This is a genomic window from Streptomyces changchenzhani (assembly GCF_039766235.1).
GTDB lineage: Bacteria > Actinomycetota > Actinomycetes > Streptomycetales > Streptomycetaceae > Streptomyces.
Genome location: NZ_JBDHNH010000001.1, coordinates 1432794 through 1448635, shown reverse-complemented (window position 1 = coordinate 1448635; position 15842 = coordinate 1432794). Strand labels below are relative to the sequence as shown.

The following is a 15842-nucleotide window of genomic DNA, read 5'->3' as shown; positions in this document are numbered from 1 at the left end:
CCGGTGTCGCGACGGCGTGGTTCCTGGACGATGGTCGTGCTGGCGGTGCTGGCCGGGATCCTGCTCATACGCAACGGCACCTCCGAGGCCACCGACGGGCCACCGCAGCCCGACGCGGGAGCCGCGGTGCTCCGTACCGACACGCCGCCCGCCGATGCCCTCCCCCGGTCCCGGCCCGAGCGGGTCAGGATTCCGGAGATCCAGGTCGACGCGCCCCTCACCGACGTCGGCCTGGACGCCGACGGCTGGCTGGACGCGCCGCCGAAGGACGCCAAGAATCTCGCGGGGCTCTACACCGGGGCCGTCACTCCCGGCGAGGGCGGTACGTCGGTACTGGTCGGGCACGTCGACAGCGACGCCGGTCCCGCCGTCTTCTACGGCCTCGGCGCGTTGAAGAAGGGCAAGCACATCGAGGTGGCCCGCGCGGACGGCCGCGTCGCCGTGTTCGAGATCTACGGCATCGAGGTCGTCCCGAAGGACGGCTTCCCCGCCAAGCGCGTCTACGGCAACACGGGCCTGCCCGAGCTGCGGCTCATCACCTGTGGCGGCGGCTACTCGAAGAAGACCGGGTACGAGGGCAACGTCGTGCTCTACGCCCTGATGACAGAAGTGAGATAGCCGGCGCATACCCGGCCGTACCCGGGGCACCCGAGTGTGGAGCCCCGCCGCGCATCCCCCCGTCGCGGCGGGGCTCCACGCTCTCTCCCCCCGTCACCCCGTGTACGACATCAGCGGTTGAAGGACGCCCCCAGGGCCGCGCCCGGCGCCACCGTGCCCAGCGTTCCCGCGCCGAAGGTGAAGGACCCCGTGGCGGTGATGCCCGCCTTGGTGCCCGGCAGGACCCATACCGAGCCCGCGCCCGCGTTCTCGCCGGGCGCGCCCACGACCAGCTCCGAGCGGCCGTCACCGTTCGTGTCCACCAGCTTGACCGCGCCGCCGAAGCGGTCCCCGGCCTCGGCCGCGCCGCCGATCAGCGGCGTGTCCTGGTTGAAGCCCTGCGCCTTGGTGCCGGTCGGTCCGCCGGCGGCGCCGCGCAGGATGGCGACCGTACCGGCGGCCTTGAGGGTGCCCAGTGCCTCGCTGGGGACGCCGATCGCGATGTCGCCGTAGCCGTCGCCGTTCATGTCGTTGACGGAGACCGAGAAGCCGAAGGCGTCGACTCCGGCCTCGGCCGTGCCCGGGACGCCGGGGCTGTCCTGGTTGAAGACCTTCGTCCTGGCGCCCTGCGGGCCCGTCGCGCTGCCGGGGACGTAGGTGACCATGCCGCCCTTGTGGAGCGGGGTGTCGAGGTCACTGTCGTAGCCGTCGACCGCGCGGCCGGCAACGATGTCCGCGAAGCCGTCCTTGTTGACGTCACCCGTGGCCAGGTGCTCGCCGCCCTGGATCGAGCGGCCGTTGGCGCCGTTGACCGTCGAGGCGGGGGCCAGGCCCTGTGACGTACCGCGCCAGTAGAGGATGCGCCGGGCGTCGAATTCTTCGCCGTCGTTGACCACGGCCACCAGGTCGGTCGTACCGTCGCCGTTCACGTCGGCCGCGGCGGTGTCGAGGAAGCGGAGGTCGTTCATGTCGCGGATCTCGGCGGTGGCGCGGGCCGAGCCGTCGCGGCCGAACGGGCCCGAGAGGACCCGGACATGGTGGGATCCCGCGATGGTCACGACGTCCGCGGCGCCGTCGCCGTCGAAGTCCCCGGCCTTGGTCAGGCTGCCGACCGCGTCGTACTCCTCCTCGCCGGTCGCCAGCGTCGCACCGCCCGACAGGCCCTTCGCGCCGCCCCAAATAACGGACAGGGAACCGGCGTTGGACAAAGTCCCGTTGTCCTCGCCGATCGCCCCGACGACCAGGTCGGCGTAACCGTCACGGTCGAGGTCGGCCGTGCTGACCGACCCTCCGAAGGTGTCGCCCACCTCCGCGGTGTCCGGTATCCCGGCGGTGTCCTGGTCGAAGACCTGCTTCGACGCGGCCTTCAGGCCGGTCGCCGAGCCGTACATCACCGCGACATAGCCCGCCTTCGCCTTGCCGTTGACGGTGGCCGAGGGCGCGGCGAACGCGACGTCCGCGTAACCGTCGCCGTTGAAATCGTCCGCCCGGGTGGGGGCGGCGGGAGGTGCGGCGGAGGCGATCGTCGGCACGGAGACAACAGCGGACACTACGGCGGCGGCGAGGGCCGCGGCGGTCACACCGGTTCGGAACACTTTGGAAGGCACGCTGGCTCCTTGCATCAAAGAGGAGGCAGCTCGGACCGGTGCCCCCGCACACGTCACACCAGACACACGGAGTCGGCGGAAGGTTGTACGGAAAGCGCTTCCCCCAAGGCAACAGGGCTGTAACCGAGCTACAGCGCCGAGCCGACCACCAGCGCGAAGCCCGCCGTCACCAGCAGCGTGCGCATCAGGTGCAAGCGGTTCCAGCGGACCTCGAAGGCCTCGCGCACCTCGTGGTCGGCGGTGCCCTGGACCTCGGAGGCGGCGAGTGCGTTGTTGAGGGGGATGTTCCCGGCGGCGGTGATCAGGTGGTTGAGGAACACGCACACCGTCCCGGCGGCCAACAGTGCCAGCTCGGTGCCCGTCCGGTCGTCGACCGGGACGAGAAGCGCGGCCACCGGGAAGGCCACCGAGGCGAACATGACCGTCACGAACACGGCGCGCGGAATATCCTCGTTGATACGCCGCATCGCCACCACGAACTGCTCGTCCGTCAGCCGACCGAGGGCAGGCATGATCCCGGTCAGGAAAACGAGCATGAATCCGGCGTACAGGCCGGCAGAAACGATCGCGAGACCGAGCAGAAGAGGGGCCATGCCGGACATCATCGCCCGGCGGGGGGCGAGGGCGCAGCTCCCTTTTCGAGAGTTCGAGAGTTCGAAAGCTCGGGCGTATGGCTCCCCGCCCTTCATCGACCGCTCAGCCCTTCAGGCGGCTCGCCTGTCCGACCGCGTCCGCCAGCTTCCGCACCGCGCCGTCCTCGGTACGTCGCGCCAACGCCTCGGCCCGCTCGCGCAGTTCACTCAGCCCTGGTGATCCCGGGAGTGCGCCGCCCCGCAGTTCGTCCGCGAAGTACGCAGCGACCGCTGTGACTTGGAGACGCGAAGACGACGCCTTCCCGTCACCGCCCCCGTCGCCCTCGTCGCCCCACAGCGCGCCGTCGATCGCGTTCGTCTCGACCCGGCCCGACTCCTCGTGCGGGGAGCGCGACTTCGGGTCCAGCCAGCGGACGCTCGCCGTCGCCACATGTCCCGAAGCGCCGGGACGCATCCGTACGGCGTACAGCGCGGTCACCGTGTGGCCGGGCCCCACCTCGCCGCCGTCCACCCGGTCGTCGCGGAAGTCCTCGTCCGCGACCTGCCGGTTGTCATAGCCGATCAGCAGGAACTGCTTCACCGTCTGCGGGTCGAACGCCACCTGCGCCTTGGCGTCCCGCGCGCGCAGCTCGATGTGCGCGGGCAGTTGGTCGCAGAAGACCTTCCTGGCCTCCTCCTCGTTCGACACATACGTCGTGTGCCCGTCGCCCTTGTCGGCGAGCCGCTCCATCAGCGCGTCTCCGTACTGGCTGCCGACGCCGACGCCGAAGAGCGTGATGCCATGCTTGCGGCGGGCGTTGTCGATCCGGTCCAGGATCGCGTCGGCCGAGGTCTCGCCGGTGTTGGCGAGGGCGTCGGACAGGAGCACAACACGGTTGGTCGCGCCGGACCTTCGGCCCTCGACCGCCTCGTCGTAGCCGGTCCTGATGCCCGCCTCGACGTTGGTGGAGTCGGTGGGCTCCAGGTCGTCGACGATGTCGTGGATACGGTCGCGGTTGTCGCCGACGCGGGTCATCGGCAGCCGGGTCTCGGCCCGGTCGCTGAAGGTGACCAGGGCGATCGAGTCGTCGGGGCGCAGCTCATCGGTGAGGATGCCGAGCGATGTGCGTACGAGGTCCAGGCGGCCGGGCTCGGCCATGGAGCCCGAGATGTCGACGACGAAGGTGAGGGCGGCGGGCGGGCGTTCGCGCCCGGACCGCTCTCCCCTGGTCGCGAGTCCGACGCGTACGAGCGACCATTGCGCGCCGCTGTCCCTGCCGGTCTCCCCGTCGCTCTCCCCGTCGGCGTACTCAGCGGGGCCGTCGGTACGGTCCGCACCCGGCATCCGCGCCCCGTCGACCGTCACGGAGAAGCCGTTGCCGTCCGGCCGCGGATAGTCCTGCCGAAAGCTGTTGACGAACTCCTCCGGCCGTACGGTGTCCGGCGCGGGCAAGCGGCCGTCGGCCAGGGCGCGTCGGGCGTAGCCGTACGACGCGGTGTCCACGTCCAGCGCGAAGGTCGACAGATAGTCCGGCGGCGGTACGACGTCCTGCGCGTCCGGGGCCTTACGCTCCCCTTCCGCGCCGTCCTGCTGCCCCGGCGCGGCGGACGGCTGTGAAGGGCCGGGTGCGTACTGGCCCCCGTTCCCACCACTGCCGCCCTTCCCGCGGTCGGCCTGACTCCCGCCCCCACGTTGGCTCTTGGCCGCTTCACCGTCCGTGCCGGTGCAGCCGGTGAGCAGCAGACCGCCCGCCAGCACCCCCGCCACGAGTCCCCTGTACGTCCTCGTGTACGTCCTTGTGTACGTCGTTGCGTACGTCCTTGCGCAGAACTTCATCCCGCACCCCCTGGGTCGTCAGCACTTGCCCATGTGACGTACGGGGTGGCCCGAAAATGCAGTCGAAGGAGTTGCGGATGGATCTCGATGCGGCAACGGCGCGTGAAAAGCGGGGCGGTGGAAGTCAGCGGCCTCCCGGCTCAGGACACGATGTCCTTCCGGCTGAACCCCCGGAAGGCGAGGGCGAAGAGCACCAGCGCGTACGCCACCGAGACCGCCCCGCCCTTGAGCATGCCGCTCCATTCCAGGTCCGGCTGGAGCGCGTCCGCCCAGGCGTACTGCCAGTGCGCGGGCAGGAAGTCGCGCCAGGAACCGAGCGCGGTGACCTGGTCGAGGACATTGCCGACGATCGTCAGCCCGACCGCGCCGCCGACCGCACCCAGCGGAGCGTCGGTCTTCGTCGACAGCCAGAACGCCAGTGCTGCGGTGACCAGTTGGGAGACGAAGATGAAGGCGACCACGATCGCGAGGCGCGGCAGCGCGTCCCCGGCGGGCAGTGAGCCGCCCGTGGGCAGCTCCAACGGGCCCCAGCCGTACGCGATCGATCCCGTCACCAGCGCCACGACCGGCAGCAGCACCATCGCCGCCAGGCTGAAGCCCAGCGCCACGGTGAGCTTGCTCCACAGCAGCCGGGCGCGGGGCACGGGCGCCGCCAGCAGATAGCGCAGCGAGGACCAGCCGGCCTCGGACGCCACGGTGTCCCCGCAGAACAGCGCCACCGGCACCACCAGCAGGAAGCCCGCCGACACAAACAGGCACGTCGCGGCGAAGTTGGCGCCGGACGCGGTGGCGGTGTCCATCAGGGTCACCCGGCCGCCCTCGGCCTCGGGCGAGCCGCCGATCGCGAACGCCACGATCAGCACGAAGGGCAGGGCGCCGAGGATCAGTGCCATGACCATGGTGCGGCGCCTGCGCCATTGCCGGATCGCCTCCACGCGGAGCGGGAGGGTGTGACGGGCCCGGTATCCGGGGGCGGACAGCACGGGCTCGGCGGGCTCGACGGACTCAACCGGCTCAACCGGCTCGGCGGGCTCGACGTCAACGCTCTTGGTGCTGCTACTGCTGCTCACGCGGAGCCTCCGATCAGGGTGAGGAACGCGTCCTCAAGACGACGGTTCGGCCCGACACCCGTCAACGGCACGTCCAGCCGGACGAGTTCGCCGATGAGTGCGCTCGGCGATGCGCCGTCCAGCCGTACCAGCAGGCCTTCTTCGGTCCGTACGGCGGACACAATGCCCGGCAGCGCGGCGACCTTCCCGGCCACCGCGTCCGTCACGTCACCGTCCAGCGTCACCAGCAGCGTGTCGCCGCCGCCGGTGATCTCCGCGACAAGGCCGGCCTGCATCAGCCGTCCGCGGTCCATCACGACCAGATGCGTACAGGTCTGCTCGACCTCCGCGAGGAGGTGGCTGGAGACGATGACCGTCCGGCCGCCGGCCGCGTAGTTGGTCATGACGTCGCGCATCTCGCGGATCTGCGGCGGGTCGAGGCCGTTGGTCGGCTCGTCGAGGATGAGCAGGTCCGGCATGCCGAGCATGGCCTGCGCGATGGCGAGGCGCTGCCGCATGCCCTGCGAATACGTCCGTACGGCCCGCTCCAGCGCATCGCCGAGCCCCGCGATCTTCAGGGCCTCCTCGATGTGGGAGTCCTCGGCGGGGCGGCCGGTGGCCTGCCAGTACAGGTCGAGGTTGGCGCGGCCCGTCAGGTGCGGCAGGAAGCCCGCACCCTCGACGAACGAGCCGACGCGCGACAGGACGGGCGAGCCGGGCCTGATGGCCTGCCCGAAGACGCGGATCTCGCCGCTGTCGGGCCTGATGAGGCCCATCAGCATGCGCAGGGTGGTGGTCTTGCCCGCGCCGTTCGGCCCGAGGAGCCCGAGCACCTGGCCCTTCTCGACGCGGAAGGAGAGGTCGCGTACGGCGTACCGGTCGGCGGACTTCGCGTACCGCTTGGTCAGGTCCGTGATCTCCAGCGGCACCTCGGCGAGCGCCGGGTCGGGCGCGGGTGCGAGGGTGCGTCGCCGGGCGGTGAGCAGCAGCACGGCGGCCACGGCCAGGCCCGCTGCGGGCATCCCCCAGACCCACCAGGGCAGCGGGGTCGCCTGAGTCTTCGCGCCGGGCGCGGTGGGCACGGTGAGCGTCGAGCCGCCTTCGAGCGAGACGGTGTACTTCGCCGGTTCGACCGGGGATGCGTATCCGAGGTCGGTGGCGGCGAGGACGACGCGCAGCCGGTGTCCGGCCCTGATCTCGCGGTCGACGGCGGGGAGGGTGAGGTCGACGGCGGCGCCGTCCTTGGCGCCGGAGCCGGTGACTCTGATGGGCGCGACGAGCTGGTTGGGCAGCACCTGCTGGCTGCCGTCGGCGCTCACGTCGTACACCTTGGCGAACAGCACCGCGTCGGCACCGTCGGACGTGACCCTGGCCTTGACGGTGGGGCTGCCCGTGATGCGCAGGTCGGAGGTGAGCGGCGCGGTCTCGAAGCGGGCGTTCTGGCCGGGGAAGTCGAGGGAGAGCCCCACGCCGAGCCCGGACAGCTGGGAGAGGGCTCCGACGCCCGGTACGGCGGAGATGGCGGGGGGCGCGGCACCGGCAGGGTTGGCGAAGGTCTGCTCCGGCTTCCCGCCGAGCTTCAGGCCCTTCCGGTCGCTTTCGAGTCCGGGGTAACTGTCGCTGGACGCGCCGCGCAGCTGGGCGGAACCGTTGGTGGAGTCGACGCCCCCGGTGCGGGTGACGCGGAAGGACGGGCCGGTGTCGGCGCCCTTGTCGTCCTTGAGGTAGCGGTCGAACCACTGGGTGATCCGCCCCTCGACGCGGGCCGTCTCGCGGTCGCCGCCGTCGTGGCCGCCGGAGATCCAGTCGACGGCGACGGGTGCACCGTTGTCACCGATGGCCTTGGCCATGGCGTCGGCCTGGCCGAGCGGGAAGAGGGAGTCGCTCTGGCCCTGCACGATGAGCGCGGGCACCTTGATGCGGTCGCCTACGGCCGAGGGGCTGCGGGCCTCCAGCAGGTCGCGGGCGGCGGCGTCCGGGTTTCCGGCGACGGCGACCCGTTCGTACATCTCGCACAGCTGCTTCTCGAACTTCTCGCAGCCGCCGCCGGTATTGATGAAGATCCCGGCCCAGAGTTTCTTGAAGACCCCGTCGGGGAACAGCGCATCCGCGAGGTTCCAGTAGGTGATCTGCGGGGCGACCGCGTCGACACGCTTGTCGTGACCGGCGGCGAGCAGCGAGATGGCCCCGCCGTACGAGGAGCCGCTGACGCCGACACGCGGGTCACCGGCCGAGTCGAGCCGCACCCCGGGCTGCTCGGCCAGCCAGTCGATCATCTTGGATACGTCCTTGACCTCACCATCCGGGTCGTTGAGCCCGACCTCGCCGGTCGACCGGCCGAAGCCGCGCGCCGACCAGGTCAGCACGGCGTACCCGTTGCGCGCGAGGTCCTCGGCCTGCGCTTTTACGTCGTTTTTGCTGCCGCCGAAGCCATGCCCGAGGAGGACGGCAGGCCGCTTGCCGTCACTCCCACTGCTACCACTGCCACCGCCGTCACCGCCGCTCGCGGTGAAGTACGAAGTGTCGATTTTCGCCCCGTCCACGCTCATCGTCCGCTGCTCGTGATGCACGGCGGGCTGCCCGTCGGATGCGACGGCTGTCCAGGTGCCTGCGCCCACGACAACGGCGAGGGCGGCGGCCGTGCTGAGAAGCACCCGTCGCCCGGGCCGGAGGGGGAATCGAAAATCCATACTTGGAGCCTAAGCTCCCGCGCCCCCGCCCTAAGCTGCCAGCAGGGGGAGCCCGCAGACCTCCCCAGGGAGTACGGCGCCGCGCCCGACTACAGCGGCCGTGGTACGCCACACCCCCGGTCGCCCCCGAGGAGGCACGTCATGACGAACGGCACGGAGCCCCGTACGGAGATCCGGCGCGCGACGACGGTCGCCGAGCTGACCGCCGCCGAGCACCTCTACGACGGCCCGGCCCGCCCCGAGTGGGCCGAACGCTTCCTGGCCGCCCCCGGCCATCTGATGCTCATCGCGTACGTCGATGGGGAGCCCGCCGGCATGGTCTCGGGCATCGAGATGCACCACCCGGACAAGGGCACCGAGATGTGCCTGTACGAGCTGTCGGTCGACGAGCGCCACCGCCGCCGCGGCCTCGGCCGCGCCCTGACCCAGGCCCTGGCGGCGTACGCACGCGAGCTCGGCTGCTACGACATGTGGGTCGGGGTGGAGCCGGACAACAACGCGGCGCTGGCGACGTACCGCTCGGCGCAGGGGAAGGACGACGGGGAGTTCACGATGCTGACCTGGACGTTCGGATAGGTGCATGCGGCGCCAGGCCAGGTCGCCGAAAAGGGGATGCAGCGGGGTGTGGCCTGTGCCAGGGTGTCGATCCGGCGGCTCCTCGGCTCCTTCGAGGACCGGGCAGCGCACCCTAGGAGCGTCCTGTGATCCCACCCCGGCTGGTCCCGTTGCTGGAGCAGTTCGACTTCGCCTGCGAGCGCGTGGTCGGCCGCCTGTCGGGGCCTGTCATGGACAGCGGTGACGGCGCGGACACCAAGGTCGGCCCCCTCACCGACGAGGAATACCTCTGGGAACCGGTACCCGACTGCTGGTCGGTCCGACGGCGTACGAACGGCCCGGGAGCACGCGCGACGACCCTGGCCGGCACCGGCGACTGGGGCCGCGACGCCGCCGCGTACCCGCACCCGTGGCCGCCCCCCTTCACCACCATCGCCTGGCGCCTGAGCCACATCAGCGAGATGGTGGCGCTCCGAGCCGAGCACACGGCCGGTGAGCACACGAAGACCCGCGACGACTACCCCATCAGCGGGGACGCCCCAGGGGCGATCGCGGCCTTCGAGGAAGGCGCCGCAGCCTGGCGCAACGCACTGCTGAGCGCCGACGACACCGCGCTCGACACCTTGGGGTACTGCACCTATCCGCACGGCAGCGACGCCGAGGGCCCATTCATCGACATCGTGTGGTGGGTCAACCAGGAGCTGCTGCACCACGGAGCGGAGATCGCCCTGCTCCGCGACCTGCACCGGTCGTGGCAGCGCTGACGCGTGCTCCCGAATCAGATCCCTACGATTGCGTTTGCGTAATTCGGTCGCGCAGCCAGGACTCGACGCCGCTGAGCGCCGTCCTGGCCATGGCCGTGGGGTGGCCCGTGAAGCCGTGGGGCGACTCGGGGTAGACCCGGATCTCGACGTCATTGCCGGCCGCCGACAACCGACCTGCCAGCGCCAGATTGTCCTCCAGCAGCACGTCTGTGCTTCCGACGATCAGCAGCGTCGGGGGTAGCCCGCCAAGGGCGCCGTAGAGGGGCGAGATGTCGGGAACTGTACGGTCTTCCACCTGGCCGACGTACGCCTGAATGAAGTACTCATCCGCGATACGACGACCGGCCGGGGTCCGTGCGCTCAAGTCGTAGGTCCCGAACTGGAGCGCAGCGCCGACGAATTGACCAACGGCGCCTCTGTCCCTCAGCCGAAGCAGGGTCGCCAGGGCGAGTGTGGCTCCCGCGGAACTCCCGCCGATCGCAAGCCGGGACGTCCCGAAGCGAGCCTCAGCTTCCTCGACGAGCCAGAGCGCCACTGCTTCACAGTCGTCGGGCGCCGCCGGCCAAGGATGCTCGGGAGCCAGCCGGTAGTCGACGCTGACCACGGCGAGGCGCAGGGCGTCTGCGAGCGCGCGGTTGCGTTCGTCTCCTCGCGCTGCGGAGTCCATGTAGAAACCGCCGCCGTGTATGTCCAAGTAGACACCGCGCGGCGGACCGCCGACCGGCATGAAGATCCTGACGGGAACGCGCACTTCCGCGACCTCGACCGTCTCTTCGACGGCAGGCGGATCGGCGGCACGAGGAGCAGCCCTCCTCGCTCGTACGTCCTTGAGCTCCTCCAGCGTGCTGGGACCACGGCCTGCCGCCCTCAACCGGTAGAAGTCACGAGCCTCATCGACCTGTTCCGCGGGCACATCAGCGAACAGTGCGTCCAGCGCGAATCGCACGCGCCCTCCTCATCACTAGGGATCACTCGGGCCCCCTCGAAACCACTCGGTCTCAACTCCACGCTATCGCCGACCTACGGAGCCGGTTCCGCCGCACGCGAGGAACCCGCCGCAAGCCGCCGAGGGCGGCGCTTCGGGCTGCAGCCCGCCCTGAATTGCCTTCCGCTCCTCACCCCGCCGTGAGGTGCCCCAGCAGCTCTTCCCCCGCCGGGTACGGCGTTTCCTTCGGCAGCAGGGCGGACGCGGCGTCCAGGTCGCCGGACCGGACCAGGGCGTGGATCTCGTGGGCGACAGGCGTGACGTCCGTGATGGACACCGTCCACTCGTCCGCGTAACGGCCCGCTGCCTCGCCCGCCAGGCCGAGCTGGAGCGAACGGTGCGGCAGCGGGTTCAGGTGCAGATCGCGCTCCGGGTCCCACTGGACACGGGCCGGCGCCTGCCTCAACTCCCTCTTCCAGGAAGCCTCGTCGGGGTGGAGCCCACGTACGTAATGCGACATACAGGCGTTGCGCAGGGCCCACTCGAAGCCGTCGCGGGCGATCTCCACGGCCAGGACCGTCTCCTGGTTCTCCTTCTCGCCCCATCCGCAGCGGTACATCATCCACAGGAACGACGGCTTGACCCACGTCATGCGCTCCCGCTTCCAGGCCGCCGGGAAGCGGCCGTCGCGGGCTGCCGGGAGGCCGAGGGGCGGGGCATACGCCTGGTAGACGGTGACGGTCGTCTCCGTGTGGAGCGCGCGTATCACGTGCGTCATGCGCTACACGCACTCCTCTCGAAACCGCTCGTCATTCGTCATCCACGGTCAGTTCGTGCAGCCGTTCCGCGATGTCGTCGGCCCACATCTGGGCCCACCGGCGCAGGTCTGTGATGTCGGTGTCCTCAAGCCCGTACACCGCGAACTCGGTGTCGTCGATCCAGTCCGCACCGACGAGACGGGCCTGGAGATCGGTGAGGTCGAAGGTGTCGCGTGCATGTCTGCGGCCAAGCCCTTCGAGCTCGCTGTTGCTCCAGCGATCGGTGGCCGCACGGACATCGATCAGGTCGCGGGCGAGTCCGCGGTCGGCCAGTGCTCGGACCTTGGTGCCGATCACATCTTCGAGCGAGAGCACCAGGCCGTGCTCGGTCAGAACGGGTGGACGCCAGAATGTCTCCTTGAGGAGGTCCACCTCGCATTCATCGCCATTGGTGGGGTCGGTAACGATCAACCGAGCAGAGAGCGGATCAGTCTCCAACGCCCTCACGTGCCACCCTCGCTCTTCCAGCCCGGCACGCACTGTGGTGGCGATGTTCTCCATACGGGCGGGGCTCTCGGTGGCGACGTCGATGTCTTGGCTCAGTCGGTCGACCAGGCCGTGCGCCTGGACGGCGTACCCGCCGGTGAGTGCAAGCGGGTAGGCGTCGCCAACGGCGAGCACGTCGGCCAGGAGGCGCCGGTGCAGCTCTGTGAGGCTCACGCGGCAGCCGTCGCGCCAGGGGCAAGTTCGATGAAGGCGCTTTCCCAGACAATTCGGATGTCGCGGCTGATCAGCGAGCGCAGTACCGGCCAGATGTCCAGGAGCAGGTCCCTGTTGAGGTAGTGCACCAGATCGTCATGCATGCCCTCGGCCAGAACGATGCGGTAATAGCTCATCCGCAGCCTCGGCTGGTCGAGGTCGAACCGGGTGAGCCCTGACCACGCCAGGTGCAAGGGCAGGCTCACGGTGCCGTGGGCCGGGCCCATGAGCCTCGACAGATCGACCGGAAGCCGCCGCGTGAACTTGGCGCGACGGAGCTCTGAGACGTTGGGCGCTGTTGCCATGTCTCGATTATCCCGCAGGGGCGAGTCGGTCGCGTGACTTCGCACTGCATGTCCACGGCGCGCTGTCGTGGCTCAGAGAGCCAGGTGCATCGAGTGCACGCCCACGTAGCCCTTCGTGGGGTGGTTGAAGCCCTCGGGGAGCGTGCCGATCACCTTGAAGCCGAGCGATTCGTACAGCTTCACGGCGTACACGTTCGACTCGACCACCGCGTTGAACTGCATCGCCCGGTACCCCTCCACCCGCGCCCACGCCACGCTGTACTCGACGAGCGCGCGGCCCACGCCACGGCCGGAGTGCTTCGGGTCCACCAGGTAGGTGGCGCTCGCGATGTGCGAGCCGTTGCCCTGGTGGTTGCGGTTCATCTTGGCGGTGCCCAGGATCGTGCCGTCGTCGTCGACGGCCACGACCGTGCGGTTCGGGGCGGCCAGGTACCACCAGCCTCGGCCGTCGTCCTTGCCCAGCTCCAGCGGGTACGTGAGGGTCTCGCCCGCGGCGACGATCTCCTGGAAGAACGGCCAGACGGCGGGCCAGTCCTCGGGGGTGGCTTCTCTGATCAGCATGTGGACAGCATGCCCGCACCCGCCGTGTGGCCGCCAACCGTTTCCCCGCGCCTCCCGTGACAAATGTCCTGCGCAGGTCAGGACACGTGGCTCTGCGCCGCCAACAGGTCGGACTGACAGGCTCGTTCGTATCGAGGACGCAGGACGACAACACGGGGAGCAACACCATGAGCAGCAATCGGGAGCACACCGGCAGAACCGCCACCGGCGCAGGCATCATGCCGCTGATCGTCGACGCCGTCCTCCCGATCGCCTCGTACTACCTGCTCAAGGCGGGTGGCGCGAGTACCCTCGCCGCGCTTGCCCTGAGCAGCGTCGTCCCCGCCGTACGGACCGTGTGGAGCCTGGTCAAGGACCGCCGCGTCAATGGGCTGGCCGCGCTGATCCTGGCCGCCAACCTCGTCGGGCTGCTGCTCAGCCTGGTGGTGGGCGACCCGCGTCTGATGCTCGCCAAGGACAGCGGCATCACCGGCACGGTCGGGCTCGCCATGCTCGTATCGGCCTTCGGTGGACGGCCGTTGGCCTCGGCGCTGCTCACGCCACTGCTGACCCGGGGTGACGCGGCCAGGGTCGCCGTCGTGGGGCGGCTGCGGGCGGGCTCGGAGCGGTTCCGGCGGACCGAGACGCTGTTCTCGCTGATGTGGGGCGGCGCGCTGCTGGGCGAGAGCGTGGTGCGGGTCGTGGGCGCGTACACCGTGCCCATCGACACCATGGTGGGACTCGGCGGCCTGATCGCCGCGGTGACGATCGTGGTCTCGGGCCGGCTGGCGGTCGCCCCGATGGAGAAGGTGATCGCGAGTGAGATGAAGGCGGGCGCGGAGCCGATGAGTGGGACTGACGTTCCGGTCGACGCCCGATAATCTGTCCGCGCAGGGACGTCATCGTGCTCGAAATACCGTCGCACGCGCCACCGCTTCGTCGGCACTCAGCTCGCCGTCGACATATGCCTCGGCATCGCGGTCGGCCTCGGGTGAGGTGCGGAGCCCTTCGACTGCCACGGAAGCCGTAGCCGAGTCGACCCGCGCGCGTCTGGCTGTGCGGCCCCTCAACGCCTCGTACGCCTCGATCGAGAGCAGTACTCCCTGCGCCTTCCGGTGTGACCCGATGAGGACAGGCTCGGCCGCCGCACCCTCTTGCTCCAGATCAGCCAGTATCCGGGACAACCCCGCACGGGCATCGGTGACAGTAACTACCTCAGGGATCAGCTGCATACCGGTAAGGGTGCCGCTTTACGTACCACATTCTGTACAGATTTCGGAGTGTGGCGCGGCGGCCCGTACGGAGGGGATCCGTACGGGCCGGAGACCGGAGGCCGGGGGTGCCGGCAGCGGATCAGTGGTTGCGCGGGAATCCCAGGTCGACGCCGGAGGGCGCGTCCGCCGGGTCCGGCCAGCGGGTCGTGACGACCTTGCCGCGGGTGTAGAAGTGCACGCCGTCGTTGCCGTAGATGTGGTGGTCGCCGAAGAGCGAGTCCTTCCAGCCACCGAAGGAGTGGTAGCCGACGGGGACCGGGATCGGCACGTTCACGCCGACCATGCCGGCCTCGACCTCCAGCTGGAAGCGGCGGGCGGCGCCGCCGTCGCGGGTGAAGATCGCGGTGCCGTTGCCGTACGGGGATGCGTTGATGAGGGCGATGCCGTCCTCGTAGGTGTCGGCGCGCAGGACGCACAGGACCGGGCCGAAGATCTCGTCGCGGTAGGCGTCGGAGTCCGTCGGGACGTGGTCCAGGAGGGACAGGCCGATCCAGTGGCCTTCCTCGAAGCCGTCGACCGTGTGGCCCGTGCCGTCCAGGACGACCGTGGAGCCCTGGGCCGCCGCGCCCGTGACGTACGAGGCGACCTTGTCGCGGTGGGCCGCGGTGATCAGCGGGCCCATCTCGGAGGCCGGGTCGTTGCCGGGGCCGATCTTGATCTTCTCGGCGCGGGAGCGGATCTTCTCGACCAGCTCGTCGCCGACCGCGCCGACCACCACCACCGCGGAGATCGCCATGCAGCGCTCGCCCGCCGAGCCGTAGGCCGCGGACACCGCCGCGTCGGCGGCGGCGTCGAGGTCGGCGTCCGGGAGGACCAGCATGTGGTTCTTGGCGCCGCCGAGGGCCTGTACGCGCTTGCCGTGGGCGGAGGCCGTCGCGTGGATGTGGCGGGCGATCGGGGTGGAGCCGACGAAGGAGACGGCGGCCACGTCCGGGTGGGCGAGCAGCGCGTCGACCGCGACCTTGTCGCCGTTCAGCACGTTCAGTACGCCGTCGGGCAGACCGGCCTCGGACGCCAGCTCGGCGAGCTTCATCGAGGCGGACGGGTCCTTCTCGCTGGGCTTGAGCACGAACGTATTGCCGCAGGCGATGGCCAGCGGGAACATCCACATCGGCACCATGGCCGGGAAGTTGAACGGCGTGATGCCCGCGACGACACCGATCGACTGGCGGATCGAGGAGACGTCGACCCGGCTGGAGACCTGGGTGGACAGCTCGCCCTTGAGCTGGGTGGTGATGCCGCAGGCCAGCTCCACGATCTCCAGGCCGCGGGCGACCTCGCCGAGCGCGTCGGAGTGCACCTTGCCGTGCTCGGCGGTGATGAGCGCGGCGATGTCGTCGCGGTGGGCGTCGAGCAGCGCCCGGTACCGGAAGAGGATGGCGGTACGGGTCGACAGGGACGCAGTGCCCCAGGTCGCGTACGCGGCCTTGGCGGACGCGACGGCCGCGTCCACCTCTTCGACGGAGGCGAGCGCCACCTGGGTGGTCACGGCGCCGGTGGCCGGGTCGGTGACCGGGCCCCAGTTGCCCGACGCGCCCTCGACGGCCTTGCCGCCGATGAAGTGGTTGATCGTCTTCATCCCAGAACTCCTTGTATCGCAGGCGGGTCGG

16 protein-coding genes are annotated in these 15842 nt (G+C 70.2%); 4 read left to right on the top strand and 12 right to left on the bottom strand.

Annotated elements, in window-relative coordinates:
* Window positions 1-30: 30 nt before the first annotated feature.
* Window positions 31-618, top strand: a complete 588-nt coding sequence (locus ABCR94_RS06865; protein WP_347118487.1) for a class F sortase — start codon at window positions 31-33, stop codon at window positions 616-618.
* A gap of 110 nt (window positions 619-728) precedes the next feature.
* Here the strand turns inward: ABCR94_RS06865 and ABCR94_RS06860 are convergent, their stop codons facing one another.
* The 5 genes from ABCR94_RS06860 to ABCR94_RS06840 all read right to left on the bottom strand — a co-directional run bounded on the left by ABCR94_RS06860 (window position 729) and on the right by ABCR94_RS06840 (window position 8352).
* A complete protein-coding gene (locus ABCR94_RS06860; protein WP_347118144.1) occupies window positions 729-2204 on the bottom strand; it encodes an FG-GAP-like repeat-containing protein in 1476 nt (491 codons plus the stop codon).
* 128 nt (window positions 2205-2332) lie between these two features.
* A complete protein-coding gene (locus ABCR94_RS06855; protein ID WP_347118143.1) occupies window positions 2333-2797 on the bottom strand; it encodes an anthrone oxygenase family protein in 465 nt (154 codons plus the stop codon).
* Window positions 2798-2900: 103 nt separating this feature from the next.
* Window positions 2901-4613, bottom strand: coding sequence for a vWA domain-containing protein (locus ABCR94_RS06850; RefSeq protein WP_347118141.1), 1713 nt, complete (start codon window positions 4611-4613; stop codon window positions 2901-2903).
* A gap of 140 nt (window positions 4614-4753) precedes the next feature.
* A complete protein-coding gene (locus ABCR94_RS06845) occupies window positions 4754-5596 on the bottom strand; it encodes an ABC transporter permease (protein ID WP_347118486.1) in 843 nt (280 codons plus the stop codon).
* A gap of 83 nt (window positions 5597-5679) precedes the next feature.
* A complete protein-coding gene (locus ABCR94_RS06840; protein ID WP_347118140.1) occupies window positions 5680-8352 on the bottom strand; it encodes an alpha/beta fold hydrolase in 2673 nt (890 codons plus the stop codon).
* Between the two features lie 141 nt (window positions 8353-8493).
* Between ABCR94_RS06840 and ABCR94_RS06835 the strand changes: the two genes are divergently transcribed.
* Both ABCR94_RS06835 and ABCR94_RS06830 read left to right on the top strand, forming a co-directional pair.
* Window positions 8494-8928: a GNAT family N-acetyltransferase gene (locus tag ABCR94_RS06835; RefSeq protein WP_347118138.1), complete on the top strand. Its 435-nt coding sequence runs from the start codon at window positions 8494-8496 to the stop codon at window positions 8926-8928.
* 125 nt (window positions 8929-9053) lie between these two features.
* A complete protein-coding gene (locus tag ABCR94_RS06830; RefSeq protein ID WP_347118137.1) occupies window positions 9054-9671 on the top strand; it encodes a DinB family protein in 618 nt (205 codons plus the stop codon).
* Window positions 9672-9693: 22 nt separating this feature from the next.
* On the opposite strand, the gene ABCR94_RS06825 is transcribed toward ABCR94_RS06830, so the two are convergent.
* The 5 genes from ABCR94_RS06825 to ABCR94_RS06805 all read right to left on the bottom strand — a co-directional run bounded on the left by ABCR94_RS06825 (window position 9694) and on the right by ABCR94_RS06805 (window position 12979).
* Window positions 9694-10617 (bottom strand): alpha/beta hydrolase, encoded by a 924-nt coding sequence (locus tag ABCR94_RS06825; protein WP_347118136.1) that lies wholly within the window; start codon window positions 10615-10617, stop codon window positions 9694-9696.
* 169 nt (window positions 10618-10786) lie between these two features.
* Complete coding sequence (locus tag ABCR94_RS06820) at window positions 10787-11374, bottom strand: DUF4291 domain-containing protein (RefSeq protein ID WP_347118135.1); 588 nt, start codon at window positions 11372-11374, stop codon at window positions 10787-10789.
* Window positions 11375-11405: 31 nt separating this feature from the next.
* Complete coding sequence (locus ABCR94_RS06815) at window positions 11406-12074, bottom strand: nucleotidyl transferase AbiEii/AbiGii toxin family protein (protein WP_347118134.1); 669 nt, start codon at window positions 12072-12074, stop codon at window positions 11406-11408.
* Window positions 12071-12418, bottom strand: coding sequence for a transcriptional regulator (locus ABCR94_RS06810; protein WP_347118133.1), 348 nt, complete (start codon window positions 12416-12418; stop codon window positions 12071-12073). Before ABCR94_RS06810 ends, ABCR94_RS06815 begins: the two co-directional genes overlap by 4 nt.
* A 72-nt stretch (window positions 12419-12490) precedes the next feature.
* A complete protein-coding gene (locus ABCR94_RS06805; protein ID WP_347118132.1) occupies window positions 12491-12979 on the bottom strand; it encodes a GNAT family N-acetyltransferase in 489 nt (162 codons plus the stop codon).
* A 167-nt stretch (window positions 12980-13146) separates the two neighbouring features.
* Here ABCR94_RS06805 and ABCR94_RS06800 point away from each other — a divergent pair, with 167 nt between their 5' ends.
* The gene (locus ABCR94_RS06800) at window positions 13147-13839 is read left to right on the top strand and encodes a VC0807 family protein (RefSeq protein ID WP_347118131.1); all 693 of its coding nucleotides are present in this window, start codon (window positions 13147-13149) and stop codon (window positions 13837-13839) included.
* An 18-nt stretch (window positions 13840-13857) separates the two neighbouring features.
* Here ABCR94_RS06800 and ABCR94_RS06795 read toward each other — a convergent pair whose 3' ends face one another.
* Both ABCR94_RS06795 and ABCR94_RS06790 read right to left on the bottom strand, forming a co-directional pair.
* Complete coding sequence (locus ABCR94_RS06795) at window positions 13858-14190, bottom strand: antitoxin VbhA family protein (protein ID WP_347118130.1); 333 nt, start codon at window positions 14188-14190, stop codon at window positions 13858-13860.
* 121 nt (window positions 14191-14311) lie between these two features.
* On the bottom strand, window positions 14312-15811 hold the full coding sequence (locus ABCR94_RS06790) for a CoA-acylating methylmalonate-semialdehyde dehydrogenase (RefSeq protein WP_347118128.1): 1500 nt from the start codon (window positions 15809-15811) through the stop codon (window positions 14312-14314).
* Between the last annotated feature and the right edge of the window lie 31 nt (window positions 15812-15842).

Coding starts and splice junctions, on each gene's coding strand:
- ABCR94_RS06835 (WP_347118138.1), top strand. CDS start 8,494: ATGACGAACGGCACGGAGCCCCGTACGGAGATCCGGCGCGCGACGACG.
- ABCR94_RS06855 (WP_347118143.1), bottom strand. CDS start 2,797: ATGGCCCCTCTTCTGCTCGGTCTCGCGATCGTTTCTGCCGGCCTGTAC.
- ABCR94_RS06795 (WP_347118130.1), bottom strand. CDS start 14,190: ATGCAGCTGATCCCTGAGGTAGTTACTGTCACCGATGCCCGTGCGGGG.
- ABCR94_RS06850 (WP_347118141.1), bottom strand. CDS start 4,613: ATGAAGTTCTGCGCAAGGACGTACGCAACGACGTACACAAGGACGTAC.
- ABCR94_RS06800 (WP_347118131.1), top strand. CDS start 13,147: ATGAGCAGCAATCGGGAGCACACCGGCAGAACCGCCACCGGCGCAGGC.
- ABCR94_RS06790 (WP_347118128.1), bottom strand. CDS start 15,811: ATGAAGACGATCAACCACTTCATCGGCGGCAAGGCCGTCGAGGGCGCG.
- ABCR94_RS06805 (WP_347118132.1), bottom strand. CDS start 12,979: ATGCTGATCAGAGAAGCCACCCCCGAGGACTGGCCCGCCGTCTGGCCG.
- ABCR94_RS06865 (WP_347118487.1), top strand. CDS start 31: ATGGTCGTGCTGGCGGTGCTGGCCGGGATCCTGCTCATACGCAACGGC.
- ABCR94_RS06840 (WP_347118140.1), bottom strand. CDS start 8,352: ATGGATTTTCGATTCCCCCTCCGGCCCGGGCGACGGGTGCTTCTCAGC.
- ABCR94_RS06820 (WP_347118135.1), bottom strand. CDS start 11,374: ATGACGCACGTGATACGCGCGCTCCACACGGAGACGACCGTCACCGTC.
- ABCR94_RS06810 (WP_347118133.1), bottom strand. CDS start 12,418: ATGGCAACAGCGCCCAACGTCTCAGAGCTCCGTCGCGCCAAGTTCACG.